This window comes from Bacillus sp. JK62, assembly GCF_053663455.1.
In genome coordinates, this window is record NZ_JBSJQA010000001.1 from 183,688 (window position 1) to 209,103 (window position 25,416).

Below are 25,416 nucleotides of genomic sequence, written 5' to 3' on the forward strand. Positions count from 1 at the left end.
TTTGCGTGGCATGAGAATCTTCCGGCAGCCGAGAGCACGCGTGCCGGATTTGACTTTAACGTGACAATTTAAATCCCTTCAATGCATGTAAAATGACGTGTGCGGCTGCCCTGCTTGTCATATCGCGAAAATCAAGTGTCGGATCAACCTCAACGATCTCAATACCCGAGATGTCAGCCTCCTGGGCTAAAAACCGGACCGCCTGAAGCAGTTCCTCGGTATACAGGCCTCCGGGGCCGATCGCAGGGCAGCCGGGCGCATGAGCTTGATCCAGCACATCCATATCAACCGAAATAAAAATGGCGTCGGCTCTTTTTTGAACGGCCGGCAAAGTGTCTTGTATCGTTCGGAGAAGCCCTTTCTCACGGATCATCTCCATTGTATGCACGTCTGCCTGACGCTCTTTTACATATTGTTCATATGCCAAGCTGTTGCTGAACTCCCTGATTCCAAGCTGAATCAGGTTTTGTCCGCTTATGATATTTTCATCTAACAGACGGCGGAATGGCGTGCCGTTTGTCGGCCCTCCGTCTTCTGTGTTGCGAACGTCATGGTGGGCGTCGAATTGAAAGACGGCCGTTGTTCCTTTCGTTTCCGCAATGGCTTTAATGGCGGAATAACTGATGGAGTTGTCGCCGCCGAGAATGACGGGCACCCAGTCAGGCTGGTCCGTCAGAATATCATAAATGGTCCGATAAATGTGTTCGTGAGATTTGACGACATCCGTGACGTGAATCTGAATATCGCCGATATCGTACAGATGGTCAATGACATGCTCCCGCAGCTCCGCGGAATATGCGGAAATGCCGCCGAGCGCCCGGCGGATCGCACCGGGTGCAAAGCAGGCGCCGGAATGGCTGATTGACGACTTAGAAAGCGGAACGCCGATCAAAGCCGGCCCTTTGATCGTTTGTCCCGCCCACGCTTCCGTCACATCGCCGATCCTTGTCACATGGCGGTCGTTGAAGAGGGAGCCGGCTTTTTGCAGAAACGGATACTTATCCAAGAGCGGCTCCCTCCCTTGAAACGACCGTCTTCCCGTTCTTGATGACACGGCGGACATGATTGACGCCGTAATGATACGGGATATACATGTAATTCGGCGCTTCCCAAATGACAATGTCAGCCGCCCGTCCGGCTTTGATTTGTCCGGCCTCTTCGCCTTTTCCGATCGCATACGCAGCGTTAACGGTGACAGCGTGCCAGATTTCTTCTGCGGTCATTTTTAAATGAAGCGCGGCAATTGACATAATGAGCTGGAGATTTTCCGTCGGTGAGCTGCCCGGGTTGAAGTCAGTCGCCAAACTGACCCGTACGCCCGCATCAATCATCTCCCGGGCTCTCGCATAAGTGTGTTTTCCGAGATAGAAAGTCGTGCCCGGCAGCAGGACGGCGATCGTTCCGGACTCCGCAAGCTTTTCGATGCCTTCGTCAGATGCCCCCACCAAATGATCGGCAGAAACAGCATGCAGCTCTGCCGCCAATTCCGCGCCGCCGAGCGGGTCAATCTCATCAGCATGGATTTTCAGGCCGAAACCAGCTTCAGCCGCCTTTTTCAGGTAGTCCCGTGACTGGCTGACGGTAAAGACGCCTGTTTCTGTGAAAATATCGGCAAATTGCGCAAGGCCTTTTTCTTTTATGTCAGGCAAAAGCTGCAGCATGCGATTCAGAAATTCGTCAGGGCTGTTCCGGTACTCAGGCGGAATGGCGTGTGCTCCCATAAAGGTCGTGACAAGGTCGACCGGCTGGCGCTCACCCAGTTTTTTCGCCGCGGTCAGCTGTTTCAGCTCCGTGTCTTTGTCGAGTCCGTACCCGCTTTTTACTTCCGCGGTCGTGATGCCGTATGACAGCATGCGTCCGAGGTGAAAAAGCCCTTTTTCAATCAGTTCTTCTTCGGAGGCGGCTTTCGTGTCTTTGACCGTTGACAAAATACCGCCGCCTTGCGCCAGAATATCCAAATAAGACATGCCCTGAATTTTTAAATTCAGTTCTTTTTCGCGGGACCCTCCGAATACAAGATGGGTGTGGGGATCGACGAGGCCGGGGGTGACGAGCCGTCCCCCGCAGTCGATAATGTCTCCTGCCTCGTATCCTTTCTCCGCTCCTTGATGTCCGGCAAAAACAATGCGCCCGTCGTGAACGCCGATGACGGCATTTTCCGTGACATGAAGATCCTGCATGCTCCCGCCGGATCGGGGGCCGCCGGATTCCATCGTCAGCAGCTGGCCGATGTTGGTGAGTATGGTATCTATTTGTTTCGGCATGTTACCGCTCCTTTTTCATCGGTATCATAATGTCTTGTTCCTCGGCGACTTGAACCGCTTTTTCATAACCTGCGTCCGCATGGCGGATGATGCCCATACCCGGATCGCTTGTCAGAACGCGGGAAAGCCGTTGTTCCGCAAGGATGCTGCCGTCAGCGACCGCGACCATTCCCGCGTGAAGGGAATACCCCATGCCGACGCCCCCGCCGTGGTGAAAAGAAACCCAGCTTGCGCCTGAGGCCGTGTTGATCAGCGCGTTCAGCACCGCCCAATCGCCGACCGCGTCGCTTCCGTCTTTCATCGCTTCTGTTTCCCGATTCGGAGAGGCGACAGATCCGCAGTCTAAATGGTCTCTTCCGATGACGATCGGGGCTTTCAGCTCGCCGTTTCTGACCAATTCATTGATGGCGAGCCCCATCTTTTCCCGTTCACCGTAGCCGAGCCAGCAAATACGGGACGGCAGGCCTTGGAACGTGACTTTTTTCTGCGCCATGTCAATCCAGCGGTGAAGGGCTTGATTTTCTGGAAACAGCTCTTTTAATAAAGCGTCCGTGCGGTATATATCTTCAGGGTCACCGGACAGCGCAGCCCAGCGGAACGGCCCTTTTCCTTCACAAAATAAAGGCCGGATGTAGGCGGGAACGAATCCCGGAAAATCAAAAGCATCGGCGAGACCCTCATCTTTGGCAGCCTGGCGGATGTTGTTGCCGTAATCAAAGACGATAGCCCCTTTTTTCTTGAAGGCGAGCATGGCTTCCACATGCTTTTTCATACTCTGCTTGGAAAGCCTTACGTATAAATCAGGCTGATCCCGGCGCAGGCGGTCGGCCTCCTCAAGTGAGTATCCTGCCGGAATATAGCCGATCAGCGGGTCGTGAGCGGAAGTCTGATCGGTCACGATGTCAATATGGACGCCGCGGTTCAAAAGCTCATGATGCACCTCTGCCGCATTGCCGAGAAGGCCGATCGATAAAGGTTCTCCGGCTTGTCTGGCTGTTTCGGCCCAGCGCAGCGCTTCGTCAATTGATGCGGTTTTCCGGTCGCAATAGTTTGTTTCTATCCGTTTATCAATCCGTGTTTCATCCGCTTCAACGGCGATGACGACGCCATCATTCATCGTGACGGACAGCGGCTGGGCGCCTCCCATTCCGCCAAGTCCGGCCGTCAGCGTAAGGGTTCCTTTCAGACTGCCGCCGAAATGCTGTCTCGCAAGCTCCGCAAAGGTTTCATAGGTGCCTTGCAAAATACCTTGTGAACCGATATAAATCCAGCTGCCGGCGGTCATTTGCCCGTACATCATCAGTCCTTTTTTCTCAAGGTCATGGAAATGCTCCCAATCCGCCCATTTCGGCACGAGGACCGAATTAGCCAGCAGGACGCGGGGCGCGCGACTGTGCGTGCGGAACAGTCCGACCGGTTTTCCGGATTGGATCAGCAGTGTTTCATCATCTTTTAATGTTTTGAGGGAGCGCTCAATCGCGTGAAAAGCATCCCAGTTTCGCGCGGCCTTGCCTATGCCGCCGTATACGATCAGATCCTCCGGCTTTTCGGCAACCTCCGGGTCAAGGTTGTTTCGGAGCATGCGGAGCACGGCTTCCTGCTCCCATCCTAAGCATTCAAGTTCGGTGCCGCGGCCGGCGCGGATTGATTTCTTTACATCAGTCATCTTGTAAGTCCCCCTTCATTGGTCATCAGTTTTTGGTGATGCTCATTCGGCAGAAAAGACTCCTTCTTCAGCCAGTCACTCAGATGTTCGATGTCATAAGAAAACACGCGGTCTTCTTGTATGGACGGCACGATGTTTCTCATTTCGAGATAGAGCTGTTTTGTGTACGAGGCGCAATGTTCCGCACCCCGGTATTCCACGGCCTGCAGCGCGCAAATGGCTTCAACGGCAAGCACCCGTCTCGTATTCGCGATGATCTGGTAGGCGTGCCTTGAGGCGATGGTTCCCATGCTGACGTGATCCTCCTGGTTTGCCGATGAAGGAATGGAATCGACACTGGCGGGATGGGCCAGGGTTTTATTTTCTGACACGAGGGAGGCCGCCGCATATTGCATGATCATCGCTCCGGATTGTAAGCCGGGCTGAGGGCTCAGAAAGGGCGGCAGGTCATTCAGCTGCGGATTCACAAGCCGTTCAATACGGCGTTCAGAAATATTCGCAAGCTCGGCCGCCGCCACTTTGAGAAAATCCATGGCAAAGGCGATCGGCTGTCCGTGAAAGTTTCCGCCTGAGATGATTTTGGCGCCGTCTTCGAAAATGAGCGGGTTATCTGTCGCGGCATTCATCTCAATTTCTAATTTTTCTTTTACATACGCTAATGTCTGCCATGATGCGCCGTGGACTTGAGGGATACAGCGGATCGAATAGGCGTCCTGGACACGCAGCTCCCCTTGGACGGTCGTCAGCTTGCTGTCTGACAAGTAATAGCGGATTCGCTCTGCGACATCCATCTGTTCCTGATATCCGCGGGCAGCATGAATGTCCTCGTCGAACGCATCGATAATGCCCTGAAGGCCTTCGATCGTTAAGCTTGCGATCCGTTCCGACTGATAGGCCAGCTTTTCGGCCTCGAGGTAAGCGATCAGTCCCATCGCGGTCATGGCCTGCGTTCCGTTGATCAGCGCGAGCCCTTCCTTAGAGGTCAGGACGGCCGGCTGAAGGTTTGTCTTTTCCAAAGCATGAGCTGCCGGCATCCGGGCCCCTTCGTAAAAGACTTCGCCTTGCCCGATAAGCGCCAGTGCGAGATGAGAAAGCGGCGCCAAATCTCCGCTCGCCCCCAGTGACCCTTGCTGCGGGATGACCGGGTGAATGCGATGATTGAGATACGCGAGCAGTTGATCAATCAGCTCAGTCCGCACGCCGGAAAAGCCTTTCAGCAGGGCATTGGCGCGCAAAAGCAGCATGGCCCGCGATACAGATTCCGGAAACGGATCACCGACACCGCACGCGTGAGAAAGAATCAGATTCAGCTGCAGATCCGCGGCGTCTTCTTTTTGAATCAGCACATCGCTGAACTTGCCGAACCCCGTCGTAATCCCGTAAATGGTCTTCTCTTCTTGAACGATCCGTTCAACCGCCGCCCTGCTTTTTTTCACACGTTCCATGCTTTCGGCAGATGCTTGAACCTCTTCAAAATCAAACAGCACACGCTGGGCATCTGCGGTTGTCAGTGAGGAACCGTCTAACGTTACCATCATTTCAACCCCTTTTTCTTTACTTTGGTAAAGCGCCCATAGAAAAAGGAGCTATGCCATGAAAATGATATTTCACGCATAGCCCCCTATCATCTGAAATCTATGGGCTGATTCATATGTGATTAATTCCGACTCCGAATGTTTCGTGCTCAAGCCCCTTAATCGGAGCTCCGATCGTGCCGTAAAGTGAAACGGCGATCCAATCGCCTTCCGCCTCGCTTTCATACGGATTTCCCCGCAAGACGGCAAACTTCAGGCCCACGGTACGAAGCAGCGAGCCAAGCAGCATTTCGCCCCGCGTCACTCCGTGCAAAGCTTCCATTGTGGCATGATACAGCGCATGTGATTCGCGATAACCCTCAGATTGAATGACGCCGCTCTTTTTGGAAGCGGTTTCAATTGCAGCTACCACCTTATGCGCATCCATTGAACCCACCCTGCCGAGACAGACTTTCCAGCCGTCCCGTTCCAGCCGGCTGATCTGCTGGTTTTCTTCAGTCTCATGAAGCAGAAGAAGGACGGACAATCGCCCGATGCGGCGGTCTTTGTGTAAGGTCATATATGCTTCACTCAATTCTTAAATATTCTGATAACTAGTAACTGTTTTTTATATTAAGTGTTTGCGAATCAGAAGTCAAAACTTTTTTTCCAGTCTTTCACAAATCAGATTGCTATTGTATTAAAGCGGTACATCGGGAAGCCGGCGCTGTTGATCACATATTTCCGCCATCCGCGTCATAAAATGGAGCGTTGTCTTGAAAGCGTTTTAAGAAAAGAAGAGAGCGAGGAGATTTCAGAAAATGAAAACCAGTTTCTTTCGTGTGTGCCTGGTCTCAGCAGCGGTTATCGGGTTCACTCTGCCGCAGGCAAAAGCCCAGCATCCCGTTTTTTCAGAGGTCAGCGTGCATGACCCGTCCGTCATCAAAACAGGCGATACATACTATGTATTCGGCTCGCATTTGGCTTCCGCCAAGTCGAAAAACCTGATGCAGTGGCAGCAACTGTCTTCAAGCGTCAATCCCAATAATCCCCTGATCCCGAACGTCTACTCCGAATTAAAAGAGACATTCGACTGGGCCCAGTCTGATACGCTGTGGGCGCCGGATGTGGCTCAGCTGGCTGACGGGAAATATTACATGTACTATAACGCCTGTAAAGGAGACTCGCCGCGATCCGCTCTCGGTGTCGCCGTGAGTGACAAAATCGAAGGACCCTACAAAAACAAAGGCATCTTTTTGAAATCAGGCATGGAAGGAAAAAGCGAAGACGGCACGACGTATCATGCAAACGTTCACCCGAACGTCGTAGATCCGCAAACGTTTTTTGACCATAAAGGCAAGCTCTGGATGGTGTACGGCTCTTACTCCGGGGGGATTTTTATACTGGAAATGAATCCGAAAACCGGTTTCCCGCTCCCGAACCAAGGCTACGGAAAAAAACTGCTCGGCGGAAATCACAGCAGAATCGAAGGCCCGTACATCAGCTACAATCCGGAAACGAAATATTACTATCTGTATCTGTCATTCGGCGGACTTGACACAGCCGGCGGTTACAATATGCGTGTGGCGCGTTCCCAAAATCCGGACGGTCCGTACTATGACGCCGCAGGCCATAACATGCTTGACGCCAAAGGAAAAGACGGCAGTTTCTTCGACGACAAATCAATTGAACCGTACGGGGTCAAACTCATGGGCGGCTACAGCTTCGCCTCACAATCTGAAAAAGGCACGGGCTACGTCTCTCCGGGACACAACTCCGTGTTTTACGACGGGAAAACGAAACGATCATACCTCATTTTCCACACCCGTTTCCCGAACAGAGGAGAAGAGCACGAAGTCAGAGTGCATCGGCTGTACATGAACAAAGACGGATGGCCCGTTGCAGCGCCGTACCGCTACGCGGGAGAACCGGATACACACATATCGGCAGCCGCCGCATCCGGAGCCTACAAACTCATCCAGCACGGAAAAGACATTACAGCTACGATCAAAACCCCAAAAACCATCCGGCTTAACAACGACGGCACCATTTCCGGGGAAATGACCGGAACCTGGACAATAACCGACAGCAGCAAAGCCCGAATCAACCTGAACGGCACAAATTATGACGGCGTCTTCCTGAAAGAATGGGACTCAGCGAGAGAGAAGGAAGTTGTGACGTTTAGTGTGCTGAGCGGTGATGGGGAGGCTGTTTGGGGAGTGGAGTGAGGCGGACTCAGAATCTTCTTTTAATTAAGAAGGTTCTTTTTTTTGTAATATAAAAAATCACTTGAAAAGTAATTAATACTCTATAGAGTATAATATTGTTATAGAGATTGTTTTATTATAGTTGTAAGTTCTTTTAAAACAAGTTCATTTTTTGAAAGAGGAGAAATATGAGTAATGTTGTACTTCAAAGCTTTTTAGAAAAGGTTATAGCGAAAAAGATTTTAGATAAGTTAAATAGTATCCGGGATAATAGTAATATTAAACAAACTCATTTAAGTACAAAAGCCGGTAAGAGTGATAATGCTTTTAACAAAATGCTGAATGAAATGAAGGTTCCTAAAATATCAACAGTTTTGAGATACCTCGATGCTACTAATGAGCTGCTGAAAGAAAATAAAATGAATGAAATAACAATAGACGAGCTTTTGGATATTGAAATTCTAGAAATAGTGAGAAGAACAAATAACATTACAGATGGCGATTTTGACAGTTATATTGAACACAATAAGGATTTTTTAAAAGGTATAACGTTCTATTTTGAAATTATGAAAAAGAAAAAAATAATGAGTATTGAAGAAGAAAAACTTTATATGAAAATTAAAGAATTATAAACAGAAATGGAGACTGAGATATGGCAGCAGAAAGGCTTATTTGGTTCATTACAAGGCCGGAAAGGGATCCAAAGTTTCACAAGGAAGCCATAAAGGCTTTATATAAAGCAACTGATGAATTAAAACTGACTTGGTCAGGTAATAGAGAAGTACACAAAAGATATGAACAAGAGTTAGCAGATATAGGTATTAAAAGACAGAATATAAGTGAGAGCGGATCGGGCGGGAGAACATGGATGGCATTACTAAGGACTTTTGCTTATTGTTATTTAGATGAAGAGGGAAAGGTTGTACTGACTAAAGCCGGAAGGTCTATACTAAAAGAGGAAAAAGTATATCAAAATATTCGGAAGCAGATACTCACCTTTCAATATCCAAATGCATACTTCTTAGAAAAAGGATTTAAACCTAAGTTTCATGAGGACTTTCAAATACGTCCCGTAAGATTTTTAATTAAATTAGTTAATCAAGAATCGCTAGATTATTATGTTACAAAAGAAGAAATTACCTATTTTGTAATGGTGGCCCAAAAAGATAATCAAATAAAAGAAATAACAGAAAGTATTATCAATTTCCGAAATTCTAGTGTTGAAGAACAAAATAAATTAAAACAAAATATAGCTGAAAAGTTCGAACATAGAGAGAGGTCAGATAAAGGAGCTCGAGATTTCAATACTGCTCATTCTGATGTTGCGCATACTTTTATGCTGATAAGCGAGTATACAGGATTGGTGAAATATGTTAGAGGCAAAGCATTAATAGTTGAAAATTCCAAAAAAGAGGAAATAAAAAATGAGATGGAAATATTGGATGCAAAGTATCCGTTTAATAAACGCTATCTCATTTCTTTGCAAAGAATGTTTGAAAATAACGGATTAGATGTTGACAGCTACAAAGCAAGCTCCTTCCATAACATAAAACCTGCAACTAATTCATTAAAAACAAAAAGGAAGCTTCAAAGTATTCTTAAAAATATACCTACTCCGTCTATGCTTGATAAAGAAGATCTTGTTGGAATTCTAAATGAAGAATTTCCTCGGAGTGATGCAGAAGAGTATGCCGATGAAATCCTGGCTGATAATCAATATAAAGCCTTAAATATTAACTTTGTCGAGAGCTACTTAAATGAGAACAGCGATCATCAATTTGAAAAAAGTACGGGAAACATTTTTAAAGCGTTGGGTTTTGAGGTCACAATGCATCCTAAAGCTTTAAATGGGGAAAGAACAGAAATTGATATTTTAATCAGTTATGGTAACGTGTATGGAATAATAGATGCAAAGAGATACAAGGATAAGTTTACATTAAGTGCTTCTTTTGCCTCTCATATGGCTTCGGAATATATACCAAATTATAAAGGTTACGAGGATAAAGAAATGGTTTTTTATGGGTACGTAACAGCATCAAATGAATTTAGAGGTGTTAAAAATTTAGAAAAAATAAAAAGATTAACTGAAAGAAATCTTCAGGGATACTCTGTTGATGGTATTATGCTGAATTCTAAAACTTTATTAGGATTACTGGATTATTGTATAGAAAATGAATTAATGCCTGAACAAAGAGTAAGTATTTTTCTCGGAGCAGTAAAAAATAAGAGCTTTTCATCATTTGAACAATTACTAAAAGAAGTCAACAAAAGTTAAGAGATTGAATTATGCATTTAGAGTAGAAACTTTAAATTATCTATTAGTACTATGTTTTTAAGCGTGCTTACAGAGTTGTGCTTATATTTATAGAGTGCCTGAATTAGAAAAAGGAATCTGACTGCAGATTCCTTTTTCTTAAATCATATAAGGAACTTTTTCCTCTTTAACTAACTCTTTAAAAGTCCATTTTGGCTCAATGGAGTCATATTCAATTCCAGCAAACGTTTTTAGTATCGCTTCTGCAATAATTTGAGCAGCTTTTGGAGGAACAGCCATGCCGATTTGCTGTCTTACCTTTTCTTTCTTTCCTTCAAATACAAAATGATCAGGAAAGGTTTGCAGGCGTGCCCGTTCTCTATTTGTTAAGGCGCGGGGCTCTTCCCAATGGTACACGTGAGTGCCGCCGCCGCCGCTTCCAGTCACCGTATAAGATGGTTCATCCGGATGAAGACGTTTATAAATCTGGCTCATTCGGGCACCTTTCACTTTAAGTCGTAATTCTTCCGGGATGCCCTCATACCAGGCGTTCTTTCCGGGAGGAATATAGTTCAGCATCTCAATAGTTTTTTGATTATGTTTCGTAGGCTCATGATTTTCAGTAAAATCAAGAATAGGCGGATTATTGAGTGCGTCGTATGCAGTAACATACTGATTAGGAGTAGTAGGAGCAGGAATTTTGAATTCTAAATTCTGGTCTTTTCTGATACCTACTATAATAATACGGTGTCTTTTTTGCGGTACGCCGTATTCCTCAAATTTATATAAGTGAGGAGTGATTGTATAACCCATCCCCGCTTCTCCCAGTTCTCTCAATATCTGAATAAAAGCTTTACCTTCATTTGCACTTTGCAGACCGCCCACATTTTCAGCAATAAAAAATTTCGGATTATGATAATTGAGCACCTTTACACCATATGAGTAAAGAGGGCCGTAATCTCCGCTCATTCCTTTATGTTCTCCAACTATACTGTAATCATTGCAAGGGAATCCAAAGGCTAATGCATCTATAGGAGGGAGGCTTTCTATATCCAATTCTTGTACAGGACCCTCAATTACTGACGGGTCATCAATATTTTTGCAGATATTTCTTCTGTATGTTTTACATGCAGATTCGTCATAATCATTAGACCACTCATGTTTTATGCTGTATTCATTACCGGAACTGTCAACGACACGGGCACTTGTAATTCCTAAAGACAGTCCTCCTGGTCCGCTGAACAATTCTCCTTTTCGGAAGATCATATAAAAACCTCCATTTGTTGATCTCATACACATTATAAACTATAACACATCTTAACGCTAAAAAGGGAACGTTTGTTTCGCGAATTTAAAAGGAGAAAACTTTTGTTTTAATAGAAGATTTAAATGTTTTCATTGAGGGAAAACTTTTACAAATCGGGAGGGGAATCGTATGGCTGATACTCATACAAAAGAACAAAGAAGAAAGAATATGCAGGCGATTAAAGCAAAATCAAAATTAGAAGATAAAGTATCCGCAGCCTTATGGAACAGGGGGCTGCGATTCAGAAGAAATGTTTCATCTCTTTTTGGTAAGCCAGATATAGCTATTAAAAAATACAAAATTGTTATCTTTGTTGATTCTTGCTTTTGGCACGGATGCAGCTCTCACGGAAATCAGCCAAAAAGCAACAAAGTGTATTGGGAGAAAAAACTGAAGCGGAATAAGGAAAGAGATCAAAAGGTTACTTCCTACTATATAAAACATGGCTGGCATATATTAAGGGTTTGGGAACATGCTTTTAAAGAGAATTTTGAAAGAACAATAGATGAGATAGAAACTTTTATAAAAACGAATATGTAAATAACTGATTATAAATTTTTCCGGTGATAAATAATCCCTTTTTTCTATTCATCCAAATAAACCCATATTGTAACATGAAAATAGTCTATAATGCCCAAAATTTACAAGCGGGGTGTTTACTTATACTAGCAGAGATGAACGCATTACATTCGGCAAGAGCCGACTTTGCTATAAAACAAGAGCACATTCATGCCTTGAAACAAGTCAGACATGAAATAACAAATTTAAAACATGAGTTTGCAGATATCAACCATTTGATCAGTCAGCCTCATTTATCCCCGCATACGTGGAAAGGGAGCCATGCAAAGGCCTTTGAAGAGTGTTGCGAAGATATGGCACATGCCTGGGCTGATATCAAAAAGGACCAGGTGAACGGGATAATTGAACGCATTAATGAAAAGATTTCTATATTAGAGGGTGACGTGCATACACTTCAGCACAGAATACGATCAATTGAGAATGAGATCCGAAAACAAAAAGAGAAGAGATGAGGTGCGATATGGGACAGGAGATCAAGATGGATTTCCATATGGTAAAGCAGGGGACAAACTGAAGCTGTATCAAGCCCGTTTTTGCAAAGTGAGGTTATGCCCTATGTGTGCGTGGCGCCGGTCGTTAAAAATTGCTTATCATAATAAATTAATTGTAGAAGAAGCTAACCGGCAGTACGGTTGCGGGTGGATCTTTCTCACGCTGACTGTCAGAAATGTAGCAGGAGAAGAGCTGAAGTCTAAGATTTCTGACATGATGAAAGGGTTTAATCGTCTCATGAAATACAAAAGGGTCGATACAGCGGTACTTGGCTATTTTAGAGCTTTAGAGATTACTAAAAATCATGAAGAAGATACATATCATCCGCATTTTCATGTGTTATTGCCTGTGAAGAGAAGTTATTTTGGCAAAAATTATATCAAGCAGGCAGAATGGACAAGTCTTTGGAAAAGGGCGATGAAACTGGACTATACGCCGATTGTTGACATTCGAAGAGTCAAGGGAAGAGCTGAAATTGATGCTGAGCAAATTGAGAGCGATGTGCGGGAAGCCATGATGGAGCAAAAAGCAGTTCTCGAAATTTCTAAATATCCTGTTAAGGACACGGATGTGGTGCGTGGCAGCAAGGTGACGGATGATAACTTAAATACTGTGTTTTACTTGGATGATGCGCTTTCTGCGCGAAGGCTGATCGGGTACGGCGGCATTTTGAAGGAGATAGGAGATACATAAAGATCTGAGATCTGAACCTTGAAGATGCGGAAGACGGCGATCTGGTTAAGATTGATGAGGAAGACGATGAGGTGGCAAACAGCGCTTTTGAGGTCATGGCTTATTGGCATCCCGGCATCAAAAATTACATAATCAAGTGAAAGGGAGCAGGCCATGTGGCTTGCTCTCTTACTTTGTGGAACCGTTATTCAATACAAGCAGAAACGATGGCCGTAATGCCAAAGAAGTCCATTATCGCCTCTTTTATTTCAGGGCTGGCTTTTGAAGCTGCTTTGGAGACTGCTTTGTTCCAAGCGGTTTTTTTACTGCGGTATTTTTTCTTGTAATAATTGTAGTACTGATATGTTTTAGTGACGAATGTCTTTACTCCACCCAAGGCTTTTATTGCCTTTTTGATCTTTAACAATTTTGCAGGAGCGAAAGCTAGGCTGGCAAGTGCGGTACCAACAGCACTTATACAACCTAGGACACCTTGAGTCTTGAATGGTTTGTCCGATTGATGAAGCTCAGTTGCAGCGGCGTTCATATCATTGATTAGCGATTGATCATCGATGTTATTTCTGAACCAATCTAAAATTGCATCAGAACCTTGGTTGACCACTGAGTCAGGTATGTTTTCAATTGCGTATAATGCTTTTTGACTAGAAAGCAAACTTGAAAATTCTTTTTCGAGATTAGTGTCTCGAACTAATGATTGATTATTCGGTGATTCAGCGGCTTCAGCGGCTGTCGTTCCAAGGATTGAAAATAAAAACACTGAAACAACTGCCAAAATAATTTTACTTCTGTACTTTAGAACAAATTTCATATTATCCCCCTTTTTTACTTGAAAATACCTTGTAAATTATAAACCATTTTACCGCTTGATTCCATAGCGGAAATTGTGTCATGATGGATTTAGGTATATAAAGTGTTTAACAGAAAGAGTGAGGGGATCAGCAATGAGTGACAAAAAATATGAATCTATACACTGGTTTGCGTCAGTACTAGCGTTTTTATTAATAATTTTGAATAGCTTTTTTACAAAAATTGAGGGTGTAACTGTTGGTATTGCGATTGTATACATAGTGATCATGGGAATTGTTAGGAGTGCATGGAAAAAAGCTAAAATAGATTAAGCAGGCCTTCAGGCCTGTTTTTTTATTGCGGTGCAAAAGAGAGAAAATTGTTATGCATGAGTGAAAAAATAAAAAAGTGGACTCGGTGAAAGTCTCCTTTTTTGTAACACGCCTGACGGAAATCGAGAGATTTAGCATGTACACAGGGTTGTGTGTATAAGTGCGCCATTTTCCGTGTGTTCTATTTCCAAAATTGCCACTACTTTTTTTGTTTAGTGGCTGCGATCATTCTTTGTGTCTCTAGCGACTTCCGTAATGCCGCAGTGAGTGTCTCGTGTCTTTCATGCTGTCTTTTTTCGAATTGTTCCATCCGTTCCGCCATTCTTTGGTGGAATTCTTGCCTGTCGCTTCATGAATTCCACCAAAGGATTGTCCTGTAGCGATGTAGCGGTATCCGATATGGTCAGTTTTGAACGATACAGGCTTGCTATATGCTTTACCGTTTCGTCGAGTGAGTGTCCATTGATCTTAGTCATTGTACATAGATACTCTAAAGTCTTTACGTCATCTTCGGTATAGAGTCGCCATCCTTTCGAATCTTTATTGAACGAGTAGCCTTGTTCTTCAAGCATACTGGCATACTTGCGGACAGTCACCGGCTCTATACCGAGGTGTTTTGCGACGTCCTTGGACGATAATTTGACTCCCATATCCATCACGAATCACCTCGTAAAATAGGTTCGCTATGGCGAGGTCAGACACCTTTAAGTGTTGCACCCTTTATTATGATTTGAGTTGTTTTGAAAAGGGTGCATTTTAAAAGGCGCTGCATACCTAAACGAGAGGAAAAATCCAGTCATGACAGGGGACTGACTGGGTTCTTTTGTGTTTGAGTTTGTTTTGGAATTTAGGAGCGGTCACGGAGTGCCCAGTTATACGCACCAAATAAATTGGGGCGTACTGGCGAAAATGACCCGCAGGGCCTTTTGATAAAGAGGAGGGGGTAGTAATGCAAGAGATTGATTTTGAAACAGGGATGAAATATGTAAGAGCAACCCTTGGCTTTGAGGGCTTAGTGCTGACGGAAGAAGAGGAAAAGCTCTTAGAAAGGCGGTTTCATGGAGAAATCACAGAAGAAGAATACATACGAAAAGCGCTAGAGCTGTCTTATTCCGGTAGTTCAAAATAAGGGATGTGAAGTTTTCGAGGGGTTGGGAAGGAGCCGAAAAAATGAATGTTGATAAGAAGAGGGAAATCCAAAGAAAATATAAAGAGCAAATGCGAAGGAAAAAAGTGACCTACACTGTAGAAGCAGTGGTTGTTACTGCGATTGTTGTGTTAATTATTTTTTTGAATTGCGTTATTAAAGGATTTTAGGGAAGCAAGCGAATAGGGCGTGAGTCAACGGTAACCGGACCGTAGGGAGGATTAAGGAGTTGACTCACTCAGCGCCACCCGAACCCTTTTAGAATGAAAAAACGCTACGGCTATATCTATGTCGACCGCGGCAATGACGGAAAAGGCACGTTTGAAAGAAAGAAAAAGAAAAGTTTTTATTGGTATAAAGACGTCATCGCCACAAACGGAGAAAGTCTGTAAGCGCAATGTTCCGGAGAAAGCCGGCAAAATTGACATTCAGCAAAGAGAGGAGGACAATAAAAGCAGAAAGGCGGGATTCATATGTTTAAAAAAATTCTTGCAGCAGTAGACGGTTCAGACATGAGCAGCAAAGCTTTGGACGCAGCGATCCATCTGGCGAAAGAACAGCAGGCTGAACTCACCATTCTCTATGCAGGACGTGAAGCCGTTGTCTCCACATCAGCCTTAACAGGGATTGTCTATGTTCCGGAAAACTTCATTGAAGACATCAAACATGAAGTCGAGCAAAAAGGAGCGGCCATTCTGGAAGATGCCAAGCAGAAAGCGGCTGAAAGCGGGGTAAACGCGGAAAGCCTATACGTCCAAGGCGAACCTGCGCATCAAATTTTAAACATAGCGAAAGAACAGCATTTCAATCTGATTGTCGTCGGAAGCCGCGGAATCAGCGGATTTAAAGAAATGATGCTCGGAAGCGTGAGCCATAAGGTCTCACAATTGTCTCCTTGTCCTGTACTGATCGTTCATTAAACAGAAGACCCTGCTGATGCGGGGCTTTTTTTAATGAGAAAAGACCGCCGTCTTTCGAAAAATAGGATGAAATCTTCCTCTGAATCAAGTAAAATGGCTGTTAGTATTTGTCTGAATAAACAGTCAATGATATGGGGGAAGCGAATCAATGCAAGCTGAACAAACATCAAATGCCGTCATCAAAATGGTCATTTCCATGGTCATTTTCGGATCAATCGGCTTTTTCTCGGAACATACGAATGTGCCTTCAATTGAACTGGTCTTTGTGAGATGTCTGTGCGCCTCATTGTTTCTGGGCGTTTGCTGGTTTGGTTCCGGACGGTACCGCACCGAACAATGGAACCGGCGTGAGGTGCTGCAGACACTGGCCTGCGGATTTTTTCTCGTGCTGAACTGGGTGTTTTTATTTAAATCATTTGAGGAGACATCAGTGACGATAGCGATTTCCGTTTATCATCTGGCTCCGGTTCTCGTCCTTCTTCTAGGGAGCCTTATATACCGGGAGAAACTGCATATTGTGTCCGTCACTTCCATCGTGATTTGTTTTCTGGGCACCGCCCTGATTTCCGGCATCAACGGAAGTACATCATTTTCTCAGCTGATGGGATCGGGTATTATTTGGGCCGTGCTGGCCGCCCTTTTTTACGCCTTTACGACACTGGCCGGGAAAGGTATCAACAGTCTCAGCCCATATGCGGTCACCTGTTTGCAGACCGGGTTGGGCGTTATCATTCTTCTCCCGTTCGTCCGTTTCGGCGCTTTTTCTGATTTGTCGCATGTGAACTGGATCATGATTGTGTCAACCGGTATCATTCATACGGGAATTGTGTATTTGCTCTTTTTTGACAGCTTGCGGTTTTTATCCACCCGGTTTATTTCAATCATCGTATTTCTTGATCCGGCGGTGGCGATTGTGCTTGACACCGTATTTACGGGATTTCGCCCCGACCTTTATCAATCTTTGGGGATTGTGATGATTTTTGCGGGGATGGCGCTGTCCTTGATTCGAAAGCAAAAAGCCGTGCCGGCGGAAACTCAGGCAGACAGCACCCGTATATAGGCGGCCGTATCGGCTGCTTTTTTTGTTTTGGGGCTTTTCAGCCATAACGAAAAAGCAGACAAACAGATCATGGAAAAAGAGGATAGTAATTGTATAATACTTCATGTGTTTACAATTTAAGAGATTAAAGGAGTGAAGGGCATGAAAAAGAAGACGCGTCATCTCGCTTTCTTGGCTGCACTCGGCTTTGCGCTTTGTCTGGCCATCGTATGTTCCGCATCCAAGCAGACAGAAGCGGCAGCGGCTTATCCGGATGTGATGCAGGGACTTACCGGATTCGCTGGCAATGCGAAGGATCATAACGGAAAAGCAAAATCCGCCGTATCGGGAGGCCAGGGCGGCCCCGTCGTCTACGTCAGCAATCTCAATGATCTGAAAAACAATGCGGGCGGAACGGACCGCAAAACCATCGTCATCACAAGTGATATTTCTTCCCCGGGTAAAGCCGTTGTGACAGTCGGCGCCAATAAAACCATCGTCGGCTCTTATACCAGCCACAGGCTGACCAACATCTATCTGACCACCGGCTCCGGCTCAAACAATGTGATTTTCAAAAATCTCATTATCAGCCATAATGCCGCCATTACAGGCAACAACGACATTCCGATGTACATAGCGAACGGGCAGAATTACTGGATTGACCACGTGTGGTTTGAAGGCCACAGCTACAATCCGAACAGCCGCAGCGATTTGGGAAAGCTTCTGTATGTCGGCGCCAAAGCGGATTTTGTGACGCTGTCTAACTCTAAATTCACAGACCATCTGTACGGCCTGATTCTCGGTTATCCGAATGATGATAACGAAGGACGCAATTATATCGGCTATCCGCATATGACGATCACCAACAACTATTTTAATAACGTCTATGTGCGTTCACCGGGCCTGATGAGATACGGCTATTTTCACGCAAAAAACAACTATGTGACCAATTTCAATTTAGGATTCACCATTCATACAAACGCGACTGTCTTCTCAGAAGCCAACTATTTCGGTAACGGAAATGAAAAAGGCGGAATGATAGACGACTACGGGACGGCCCAATTCACTGACATCGGTTCATTCCCGTCGCTCAAAGCCCCGAAATCACCGCGCACCGGCTGGAATCCGAGATCAAATTACAGCTACGGCACGCTTTCAGCCCAGGACGCCAAAAACTTCGCCCAATCCTACGCGGGAGCGCAAAATACAAATCTCCGCTATCCATAATACAAAAAACCGCCGGCTGCCGGCGGTTTTTTTATATGAATAAAAGGTTCAAAATTCCTATAATCCTTAAAATAACCTTAAATACCTAGGGAAATATTGATAAACAATTTCAATAATATTACTATTGTTAAAACTGTGTTGCACAAGAAGTGGAACTTAACTCACCCTAACCGCCAGAATACCGGAGAGTAACATGAAAACATCAACCTGAATAGAAAAACATTTTGAACGAATCGCATTAAACAAATTATGAAACAATCAAGAAACGTTTAGAAAAATGGGATTGAAAATTGAAGCTGCTTTTGGAAGAGTCGGGAGAATACCTATCATTCACTGATATTTTTTTTTGCAGCCTATTTGGGCGGCACCGGCTTTCACGATAATGAAGACGGCTATTGTGTAGATCATTTTGATATATGGGTTTGTGAAAAAAAGTTGTTTTCAGGTAAAGCGGGATATTTATCAGATCTAGAAAGTGATGAAGAAATCGCAGAAGAAATTCAAAACAGGATAAATGAATTGTACTTAGAAGCGGCAGAAATGATTGAAATGTTAAATGAATCCTAGTCTATTAATGTGAAGAGAGGTTCCCAGCCTCTCTCACTCAAAGGGAGGAGACAGCGACCAAAATCGGAGACAGCTGTCTGGAACTTGAAATAACACCAAGAAGGTATCAAGAGGCGGAGGATGATCCTTTTATCTCAACAATGTTTGAAATGTTGGAACATAATAAAGTAATCGCCCGCGATTACTCTGCCGTTTATTAGAAAGTGAATATAAAATGCTGACATCAGTGATCGAAGCGTTATTAGCAGGCAATCAAGACAGGATACGTTTAGAAACAATTGAACCATTTTTTATTTTGAGTATAGATAAAGAAAACGAATATTCGTAATGAAGAGAAGCTAGAACTTTTCGTGTAGACTCTAAAATCAGATCTCAAAGACTCCAAAACTTTAGGGAGATAAACGATGTACAAAACAATAAATGAATGGGTAGATTACATAGGTGGGGGGTGCGCTGTCCTTCATTTTGATTTTCAAGTGTTTAAAAAAGAACTTTCACTTAAGATTCAGGTCGTTGAAAATAAAGCCGAATATACGCATAACATTCTTTTTCAAAATGTAGCATCTGTTTATTTCAGTGCAGATATTGGTGATATGAGATTAGAAAAAATAGATCCTGAAGAATACAATTGGCAAGTATTTGAGATGAGTTACCACCCGGAAGGAATCGGTAATCTATCAAATGCTGTAATTCCGGAGTATCAATCAAATGCTAATTTTCTCATTGACATGAACAGAATGCTGATTGCTGTAGAAGCTGAAACAGTTCGCTTTGACGACCAATCATTTTATGCGTATCATTCAAAATCATAAATAAACAAATAAGAGAGGTTCCCAGCCTCTCTTTTCTTACATAACGAAATCGTTCGCGGAGGCAAACATGAACACTCCTTTAAATTTACAAAAAGAATCATTGAAGGCTATAGGGAATCTGGATGTGATTAATCCGCTTAAATACAATTCGATTTATTCATGTGATCTAGTGAGTAAAGATACTTTTTCTCAATTAATGAATGACTTAGAATTCGAAACAGTTCTGATAGAAGTAATGGCATCACCTTCTTTTATTGAAGAATGGAAGAAGAAGGTTGAAAAGAAAATGATAAATATGAATACTGTATCGAAAAAGTTCATTCATATTGAATGTGCCCTAACCAAAGAAGAATTGATGGCAGATCACTTATTAGATGAATTATATTTTTTAGCATCGATCAATGACTTTGTTGTTATAATAGCAAATCCTGCCAAAAATAAGTCCTATATGAACCTGAACACTCAAAAGGTTGATGTAACTACTGAAAATAATGAAAAAATCATTTGGTTTGAATTTGATGCAGCAGATTTATATATCATTGATTAATTTGATATAAATTCCAGATTCTTAATCTATGGAGTGTTGCTGATGTTGAAACTTACCGCGGAGCGGGTTGGGTCATATAAAAGAGAGCACATCATCTATTTCAATGCGGGTCGGGATGATCAGGTATTTATTGTGTCGGTGCACGATCACAAAGTAATATTGGAGGTTATGAAAGGCAGCTCTCTTTTAATCAAAAAAGAGTTACACGGATTTTCTGAAGATGCCCATTTCTATCTGATTGATTCGTATGATAACACAATCGTGATCGTTTACCTGGAAAATCATACGTGTCAATTAGCCGCATACTGCATAAACAGTAATAAAATCAATCCGATTTGTTCTTTTCTATTAAGCGCCAATGTATTTCATCTGGGTGAGGATGGTTTATTATGGATCGGATTAACGGACGAGGGTATGTATGATGAGAGAAATCCTCAAGGAAAAGCGATATTTGCTTTTCATGCAGAAGACAGAACGTTTTATTTTGAAGACGATTTTAAAGAAATGATGCATGAATGCTATGCCGTACAATCGATCAAATCTGATTTGTATGTATGTTTCGAGGGAGAGGATTGCTGTGTCATCGGGCATTATCAGATTGGACGGGACAGAATTCGTACTGTTGCAGAATATGTGCTAAACGGCGATCAATACTCCTATTGTGATCAGCTATCCGTTTCGAAAAAAAGGGTGCTTCTGATTCAGAGTCACGAGGATACCCTATTTGCATTTCATGAAGAGAACAAAGGCTTATCAGAGGCTGACGTCATGATACACGGTATTGATAGAAAAGGAGAAACAACGTACAGAGCCGTCCAGGACCGCATTTTTATCTTTAGTGATAACGATTTATATCTGATAAAGTATTGATCAATCCTATGCAGATGGCTTTTTACAGCCATCTGCATATCATTTTACGGAGTGAACGATCGATATAAATAAAATACCATCCAAGACTCAAGGGGCAATGACATGAAAATAAAAATGAATAAGATAGTCGAAGAATCAGTAAAAGGATGTTTTTGTCTTTTTGATAACTGCGGACGTTTGTATCTCGGACGGCATCAGAATGACGGGCTTTCGTTTACGATCATCGACGAATCCGGCGCTACCCGAGTGCTTCTAAGATGTTAAGATCCAACAGATATTCTTTAAATAATGACGTCATCCGAAACCTGAAATTATACAAAAAAGAATTAGAGGGGCCGCTGCCTTCAGATGCAGGGAGATTCGAAGAAGACTTTGAGGGTGCTGCCTGCGCTGGGGATTTTTATGAATACTTCGCACTTGTCTGCGGCAGCTTAGATTTTGTGTTGGCGAATAAACAAATCCCTGTGCGGCAGCGTAAAGCCTTATATAAATCCTTTTTTGAGCTGTATCCGCAATATGCGCAGCTGAAAAACGCTTTAACGGATTATCCGGAGCTCAGCCGGGAAATCGGGCGGCATGAACGGGCCAGGAGGCTGTTAGTCAGCATTTTAAACAAGAAATGAAAGGCAGGCTTCTGACGTGAAAGAACCAACAATAGCAGAATGTCTGAAGAAGGCTGGTCTGATCCTGAACGGTCAAGCGGCGAGGGAAGAAGTGTCGGATTGGGCGTGCGAGTACGTGGCTGCAGATGATCCGGCGGTTGAGGACGAAACCGTTTGGGAGATGCTCGTATATTTGAGCGGGCTTGATCTGAAAGATTCGCCTGATGCGTATCTGCATACGTTGGAAGAATTAAGAGATTGGGTGCAGGAATATAAAGAAGTTCATGGGGGTTTGTAAAAAAAATTCATTTGAGTCAGACATGTCAATTCAGGTGAAAAAAAGGAGGCGCAAAATGGAGTGGCACAAACATGAGAAAGCAGTTCTGCTGGGGCCGGATTCGCCGGGTTGTTTTGAATTGACGGAGTTTACGTTCTATACCGGGTATAACGAGTATTATGATAAAATCCCGGTGTTTGAGCTGAAGCTGACTGACGGACAGTATGATGCCGTGCTGCGCTTTGAGGATGTGAGGTCTGCCCGGCTGGATGATCTTGAAAGCATCACCGACATCCATCTGGATATCAGCCCGGTCGACAGCGGCTGGGAATCGATCCGCTACTATGTCGATGACGGGGAAGGAAGCATGTGCTTTTATTGCGCCAAATGGGTCGTGCTCGACATGAAGAAAAAGCAGTCCCCCGAACGGCCCGGCAAAACGTCAGGGTAAAGCGGCGGCATTTCGCGTATAATGAGGGGAGCCGGACAGAGAAGGAGTTTAGTCATGAATGAGTTTAATGAATATGCGATCAGCCCCGAGATCCGACGGGCGCTGAATGGCTTGCAATACACCGAGCCGACTGAAGTGCAGCGGCGCGTCATCCCCGCCGCGCTGCAAAAAAAAGACCTCGTCGTCAAATCGCAGACGGGCAGCGGCAAAACCGCGGCTTTCGGCATTCCGATCTGCGAGCTTGCGGAGTGGGAGGAAAACAAACCGCAGGCCCTGATTTTAACGCCGACCCGCGAGCTTGCGGCGCAGATTAAAGAAGATATCACGAATATCGGCCGTTTCAAACGGATAAAAGCCACGGCGGTTTTCGGAAAAGCTTCTTTTGATAAACAGAAAACCGAACTGAAGCAAAAAAGCCACGTCGTTGCCGGAACACCGGGGCGTGTGCTTGATCACATAGAAAAAGGGACGCTGCCGCTTGAACGGCTGGCGTATGTGGTGATTGACGAAGCGGATGAAATGCTGAATATGGGATTTATTGAACAGGTGGAAGCCATCATTCAGCATCTGCCGAAAAACAGAGTCACCATGCTGTTTTCAGCGACGCTGCCGGATGACGTCGAGAAGCTGAGCCGCACATATATGAAAGACCCTGAATTGATTGAAGTAAAAGCGGAAGGCCTGACGACAAAAGACATCGAGCATTTTGTCACCAGAACAGAAGAAGAAGACAAAACATCTTTGCTGCGTGATGTTCTGATCACCGAAAACCCGGACAGCTGCATCATATTCTGCCGGACAAAAGAAAGGGTCATCCAGTTAACCGATGAGCTGGACAGGCTGGGCTACCCTTGCGATAAAATTCACGGCGGCATGGTGCAGGAAGACCGCTTTGACGTCATGAATGAATTCAAGCGCGGCGAGTTCCGCTATCTCATTGCGACCGACGTTGCCGCCAGAGGAATTGATATCGAAAACATCAGCCTCGTCATCAATTATGATATTCCGCTTGAAAAAGAAAGCTATGTGCACCGCACAGGCAGAACGGGCCGCGCCGGACACCGCGGACGGGCCGTTACGTTTGTGACGCCGTCTGAATCGCGGTTTCTGAATGACATTGAGACATATATCGGTTTCCGCATCCAAAAGCGGGAAGCGCCGTCGGAAAAAGAAACAGCGGAACGGAAAGCGGCATTTGCGGAAAAATTGAACGCCCGCCCCGATGTCAAAACAGACAAAAGCGAACAGTTAAACAAAGACATCATGAAGCTGTACTTTAACGGCGGGAAAAAGAAAAAACTCAGAGCGGTCGATTTTGTCGGGACGATCGCGAAAATCGACGGCGTTTCAGCCGATGATATCGGGATTATCACGATTCTGGACAACGCATCGTACGTCGAAATTCTGAACGGCAAAGGCCCGCACGTTCTTGACATCATGAAAAATACGACGGTCAAAGGCAAAAAACTGAAAGTCCATAAAGCCAAGAAATAAAAAAAGAAAGCCTGCCGCGTGCAGGCTTTTTTTACGCCGTTTCCTCAGGCACAAACGCAAGGATGGCAATGCCGATCACAAATAACAAAATCAGGCTGAACACGGCGGCTGACGAATTTCCGGTCAGCTGGGCGGTCACGGCAATCAAAAGCGGGCCGATAATTGAAGCGAACTTGCCGAAAATATTATAAAAGCCGAAAAACTCATTGGCGTTCTGTTTGGGGACAAGCTTGGCAAAGTAAGAGCGGCTCAGCGCCTGAATACCGCCTTGGGAAGTGGCGACAAGCATAGCCAAAACCCAGAAATCAAAAGCGGAATCCATAAAATAAGCATACGTGCAGACAATCATATACACGCCGATGCCGGCATAAAGCATTGTTTTTCCCTTAAACCGTTCGGCCAGCCGCCCGTACAAAATTGAAAAAGGGGCGGCGACGACCTGAGTGACAAATAAAACAATCAGCAGATTTGCCGCGCTGATACCGAGGTCAGCCCCGTATGACGTGGACATCGTAATGATGGTGCCGACCCCGTCGATGTAGAAGAAATAGGCGAGCAGAAACAAAAACAGCGCCCGGTGCTTCCTGATCTGCTTCAGCGTGCCGGCCAGCCGTATAAAACTGCTGATCACAAGCCGCGGCTCCCTCTCGATATAATAGCGCTGGCGGACGCGGAGAAGGAGCGGAATCGAAAACAGCCCCCACCATGCCGCCGTAATCAAAAAGGTAATGCGGCCGGCAGCCTGGGCGGACAGCGGAATCATCTCCGCTTGTGCTGACAGAATCACGGCAATGCTGAGGAGAAAAGGGATTGTACTGCCGATATAGCCCAGCCCAAACCCCCTGGCGGACACCATATTCATCCGCTCCTTTGCGGCCACATCAACGAGAAACGCATCATAAAACACATTAGATCCGGCAAAGCCGATCGTGGAAATCGTATAACAAATTAATAACAGCATCCAAGGTTCGCCGGGAATCAAAGCCAGCGCGGCGGTGCCCGCCACACCGATCAGAAAAAAGAAGGCAAAAAACCGTTTCTTGCATCCTTTGTAGTCGGCAATCGTTCCTAAGACGGGGCTGAGCATCGCCAAAATAAAAGTCGCGGCGGCAATCGTATAGCCCAAATAAGCGGTGGAATCAGCCGCGCTGACGCCGTTTTCCGCCGCCGCCGCTTTAAAAAACAAGGGGAACACCGCCGTCATAATAATGACCGAATAAGCTGAATTGGCCCAATCATACAGCATCCAGCTGCTTTCTTCTTTCGAAAACCGTTTCATCACACACGCTCCTTCCCAAAAACCGGTTCTCTGCATTATATGCGCCTCTGCCTCATCGTTGGACAATGATTTCTGAACGGCGTTTTCTGAT

28 protein-coding genes and 3 pseudogenes are annotated in these 25,416 nt (G+C 44.9%); 22 read left to right on the forward strand and 9 right to left on the reverse strand.

The features are described from left to right. Window positions 1–55 precede the first annotated feature (55 nt). The 5 genes from hutG to hutP form a co-directional block, all read right to left on the reverse strand. Window positions 56–1,006: a formimidoylglutamase gene (gene hutG, locus ACWJJ4_RS00925; RefSeq protein WP_077723052.1), complete on the reverse strand. Its 951-nt coding sequence runs from the start codon at window positions 1,004–1,006 to the stop codon at window positions 56–58. After that, window positions 999–2,264: an imidazolonepropionase gene (hutI, locus tag ACWJJ4_RS00930; RefSeq protein ID WP_025853679.1), complete on the reverse strand. Its 1,266-nt coding sequence runs from the start codon at window positions 2,262–2,264 to the stop codon at window positions 999–1,001. Before hutI ends, hutG begins: the two co-directional genes overlap by 8 nt. A 1-nt stretch (window position 2,265) precedes the next feature. Further along, window positions 2,266–3,930 (reverse strand): urocanate hydratase, encoded by a 1,665-nt coding sequence (hutU, locus tag ACWJJ4_RS00935; RefSeq protein WP_004393288.1) that lies wholly within the window; start codon window positions 3,928–3,930, stop codon window positions 2,266–2,268. Next, window positions 3,927–5,465, reverse strand: coding sequence for a histidine ammonia-lyase (hutH, locus tag ACWJJ4_RS00940; RefSeq protein WP_025853677.1), 1,539 nt, complete (start codon window positions 5,463–5,465; stop codon window positions 3,927–3,929). The genes hutU and hutH overlap by 4 nt, the downstream gene beginning before the upstream one ends. Window positions 5,466–5,577: 112 nt before the next feature. Beyond that, window positions 5,578–6,024, reverse strand: coding sequence for a hut operon transcriptional regulator HutP (gene hutP / locus ACWJJ4_RS00945; protein ID WP_004393292.1), 447 nt, complete (start codon window positions 6,022–6,024; stop codon window positions 5,578–5,580). Window positions 6,025–6,265: 241 nt separating this feature from the next. Here hutP and ACWJJ4_RS00950 point away from each other — a divergent pair, with 241 nt between their 5' ends. The 3 genes from ACWJJ4_RS00950 (at window position 6,266) to ACWJJ4_RS00960 (ending at window position 9,926) form a co-directional block, all read left to right on the forward strand. Then, window positions 6,266–7,672 (forward strand): glycoside hydrolase family 43 protein, encoded by a 1,407-nt coding sequence (locus ACWJJ4_RS00950; protein WP_454021360.1) that lies wholly within the window; start codon window positions 6,266–6,268, stop codon window positions 7,670–7,672. 167 nt (window positions 7,673–7,839) lie between these two features. Then, window positions 7,840–8,283 carry a hypothetical protein gene (locus tag ACWJJ4_RS00955; protein ID WP_049589291.1) on the forward strand — a complete coding sequence of 148 codons (444 nt, stop codon included), beginning with the start codon at window positions 7,840–7,842 and terminating at the stop codon, window positions 8,281–8,283. Window positions 8,284–8,303: 20 nt separating this feature from the next. After that, window positions 8,304–9,926 (forward strand): AlwI family type II restriction endonuclease, encoded by a 1,623-nt coding sequence (locus tag ACWJJ4_RS00960; RefSeq protein WP_454021361.1) that lies wholly within the window; start codon window positions 8,304–8,306, stop codon window positions 9,924–9,926. Window positions 9,927–10,064: 138 nt separating this feature from the next. Here the strand turns inward: ACWJJ4_RS00960 and ACWJJ4_RS00965 are convergent, their stop codons facing one another. Beyond that, entirely contained in the window at window positions 10,065–11,171 is a 1,107-nt protein-coding gene (locus ACWJJ4_RS00965; RefSeq protein WP_032875608.1) for a DNA cytosine methyltransferase, read from the reverse strand. A 169-nt stretch (window positions 11,172–11,340) separates the two neighbouring features. Between ACWJJ4_RS00965 and ACWJJ4_RS00970 the strand changes: the two genes are divergently transcribed. From ACWJJ4_RS00970 to ACWJJ4_RS00980, 3 genes and pseudogenes are all read left to right on the forward strand, one after another. Beyond that, window positions 11,341–11,751 carry a very short patch repair endonuclease gene (locus tag ACWJJ4_RS00970; protein WP_032875610.1) on the forward strand — a complete coding sequence of 137 codons (411 nt, stop codon included), beginning with the start codon at window positions 11,341–11,343 and terminating at the stop codon, window positions 11,749–11,751. A 134-nt stretch (window positions 11,752–11,885) separates the two neighbouring features. Continuing rightward, window positions 11,886–12,242, forward strand: a complete 357-nt coding sequence (locus ACWJJ4_RS00975; protein WP_223883515.1) for a YwqH-like family protein — start codon at window positions 11,886–11,888, stop codon at window positions 12,240–12,242. 55 nt (window positions 12,243–12,297) lie between these two features. Continuing rightward, window positions 12,298–13,115, forward strand: a pseudogene (locus ACWJJ4_RS00980) (protein rep); the annotation flags it as partial. A 44-nt stretch (window positions 13,116–13,159) separates the two neighbouring features. Here the strand turns inward: ACWJJ4_RS00980 and ACWJJ4_RS00985 are convergent. Continuing rightward, window positions 13,160–13,783 carry a hypothetical protein gene (locus ACWJJ4_RS00985; protein ID WP_032875613.1) on the reverse strand — a complete coding sequence of 208 codons (624 nt, stop codon included), beginning with the start codon at window positions 13,781–13,783 and terminating at the stop codon, window positions 13,160–13,162. Window positions 13,784–13,916: 133 nt separating this feature from the next. On the opposite strand from ACWJJ4_RS00985, the gene ACWJJ4_RS00990 reads away from it, so the two are divergent. After that, window positions 13,917–14,093 carry a hypothetical protein gene (locus tag ACWJJ4_RS00990; RefSeq protein WP_154066744.1) on the forward strand — a complete coding sequence of 59 codons (177 nt, stop codon included), beginning with the start codon at window positions 13,917–13,919 and terminating at the stop codon, window positions 14,091–14,093. Between the two features lie 281 nt (window positions 14,094–14,374). Here ACWJJ4_RS00990 and ACWJJ4_RS00995 read toward each other — a convergent pair whose 3' ends face one another. Next, a complete protein-coding gene (locus ACWJJ4_RS00995) occupies window positions 14,375–14,749 on the reverse strand; it encodes a MerR family transcriptional regulator (protein WP_454021362.1) in 375 nt (124 codons plus the stop codon). 293 nt (window positions 14,750–15,042) lie between these two features. Between ACWJJ4_RS00995 and ACWJJ4_RS01000 the strand changes: the two genes are divergently transcribed. From ACWJJ4_RS01000 to ACWJJ4_RS01070, 15 genes and pseudogenes are all read left to right on the forward strand, one after another. Continuing rightward, window positions 15,043–15,222, forward strand: coding sequence for a hypothetical protein (locus tag ACWJJ4_RS01000; RefSeq protein WP_042635622.1), 180 nt, complete (start codon window positions 15,043–15,045; stop codon window positions 15,220–15,222). 41 nt (window positions 15,223–15,263) lie between these two features. Further along, window positions 15,264–15,410, forward strand: coding sequence for a hypothetical protein (locus ACWJJ4_RS01005; RefSeq protein ID WP_024085986.1), 147 nt, complete (start codon window positions 15,264–15,266; stop codon window positions 15,408–15,410). 93 nt (window positions 15,411–15,503) lie between these two features. Further along, a pseudogene (locus ACWJJ4_RS01010) lies at window positions 15,504–15,632 on the forward strand (family 1 glycosylhydrolase); the annotation flags it as partial. An 81-nt stretch (window positions 15,633–15,713) separates the two neighbouring features. Further along, complete coding sequence (locus tag ACWJJ4_RS01015) at window positions 15,714–16,160, forward strand: universal stress protein (RefSeq protein ID WP_017418568.1); 447 nt, start codon at window positions 15,714–15,716, stop codon at window positions 16,158–16,160. A gap of 148 nt (window positions 16,161–16,308) precedes the next feature. After that, entirely contained in the window at window positions 16,309–17,220 is a 912-nt protein-coding gene (locus ACWJJ4_RS01020) for a DMT family transporter (protein ID WP_070082594.1), read from the forward strand. Between the two features lie 141 nt (window positions 17,221–17,361). Then, window positions 17,362–18,426: a polysaccharide lyase family 1 protein gene (locus tag ACWJJ4_RS01025; RefSeq protein ID WP_454021363.1), complete on the forward strand. Its 1,065-nt coding sequence runs from the start codon at window positions 17,362–17,364 to the stop codon at window positions 18,424–18,426. Between the two features lie 357 nt (window positions 18,427–18,783). Further along, complete coding sequence (locus ACWJJ4_RS01030) at window positions 18,784–18,993, forward strand: hypothetical protein (RefSeq protein WP_015387497.1); 210 nt, start codon at window positions 18,784–18,786, stop codon at window positions 18,991–18,993. A 62-nt stretch (window positions 18,994–19,055) separates the two neighbouring features. Then, a pseudogene (locus ACWJJ4_RS01035) lies at window positions 19,056–19,417 on the forward strand (hypothetical protein). After that, complete coding sequence (locus ACWJJ4_RS01040) at window positions 19,398–19,805, forward strand: YxiG family protein (RefSeq protein WP_367069344.1); 408 nt, start codon at window positions 19,398–19,400, stop codon at window positions 19,803–19,805. The pseudogene ACWJJ4_RS01035 and the gene ACWJJ4_RS01040 overlap by 20 nt, the downstream one beginning before the upstream one ends. Before the next feature lie 67 nt (window positions 19,806–19,872). Next, complete coding sequence (locus ACWJJ4_RS01045; RefSeq protein ID WP_454021364.1) at window positions 19,873–20,352, forward strand: hypothetical protein; 480 nt, start codon at window positions 19,873–19,875, stop codon at window positions 20,350–20,352. A gap of 42 nt (window positions 20,353–20,394) precedes the next feature. After that, window positions 20,395–21,222: a hypothetical protein gene (locus ACWJJ4_RS01050; RefSeq protein ID WP_454021365.1), complete on the forward strand. Its 828-nt coding sequence runs from the start codon at window positions 20,395–20,397 to the stop codon at window positions 21,220–21,222. A gap of 257 nt (window positions 21,223–21,479) precedes the next feature. Continuing rightward, complete coding sequence (locus ACWJJ4_RS01055; protein ID WP_454021366.1) at window positions 21,480–21,845, forward strand: YxiJ family protein; 366 nt, start codon at window positions 21,480–21,482, stop codon at window positions 21,843–21,845. 16 nt (window positions 21,846–21,861) lie between these two features. Continuing rightward, window positions 21,862–22,122, forward strand: coding sequence for a DNA-binding protein (locus ACWJJ4_RS01060; RefSeq protein WP_071392465.1), 261 nt, complete (start codon window positions 21,862–21,864; stop codon window positions 22,120–22,122). A gap of 55 nt (window positions 22,123–22,177) precedes the next feature. Continuing rightward, on the forward strand, window positions 22,178–22,552 hold the full coding sequence (locus ACWJJ4_RS01065; RefSeq protein WP_182069149.1) for a hypothetical protein: 375 nt from the start codon (window positions 22,178–22,180) through the stop codon (window positions 22,550–22,552). 54 nt (window positions 22,553–22,606) lie between these two features. Beyond that, complete coding sequence (locus ACWJJ4_RS01070) at window positions 22,607–24,046, forward strand: DEAD/DEAH box helicase (RefSeq protein WP_007407785.1); 1,440 nt, start codon at window positions 22,607–22,609, stop codon at window positions 24,044–24,046. A gap of 31 nt (window positions 24,047–24,077) precedes the next feature. On the opposite strand, the gene ACWJJ4_RS01075 is transcribed toward ACWJJ4_RS01070, so the two are convergent. Beyond that, window positions 24,078–25,328: an MFS transporter gene (locus ACWJJ4_RS01075; protein ID WP_454021367.1), complete on the reverse strand. Its 1,251-nt coding sequence runs from the start codon at window positions 25,326–25,328 to the stop codon at window positions 24,078–24,080. Between the last annotated feature and the right edge of the window lie 88 nt (window positions 25,329–25,416).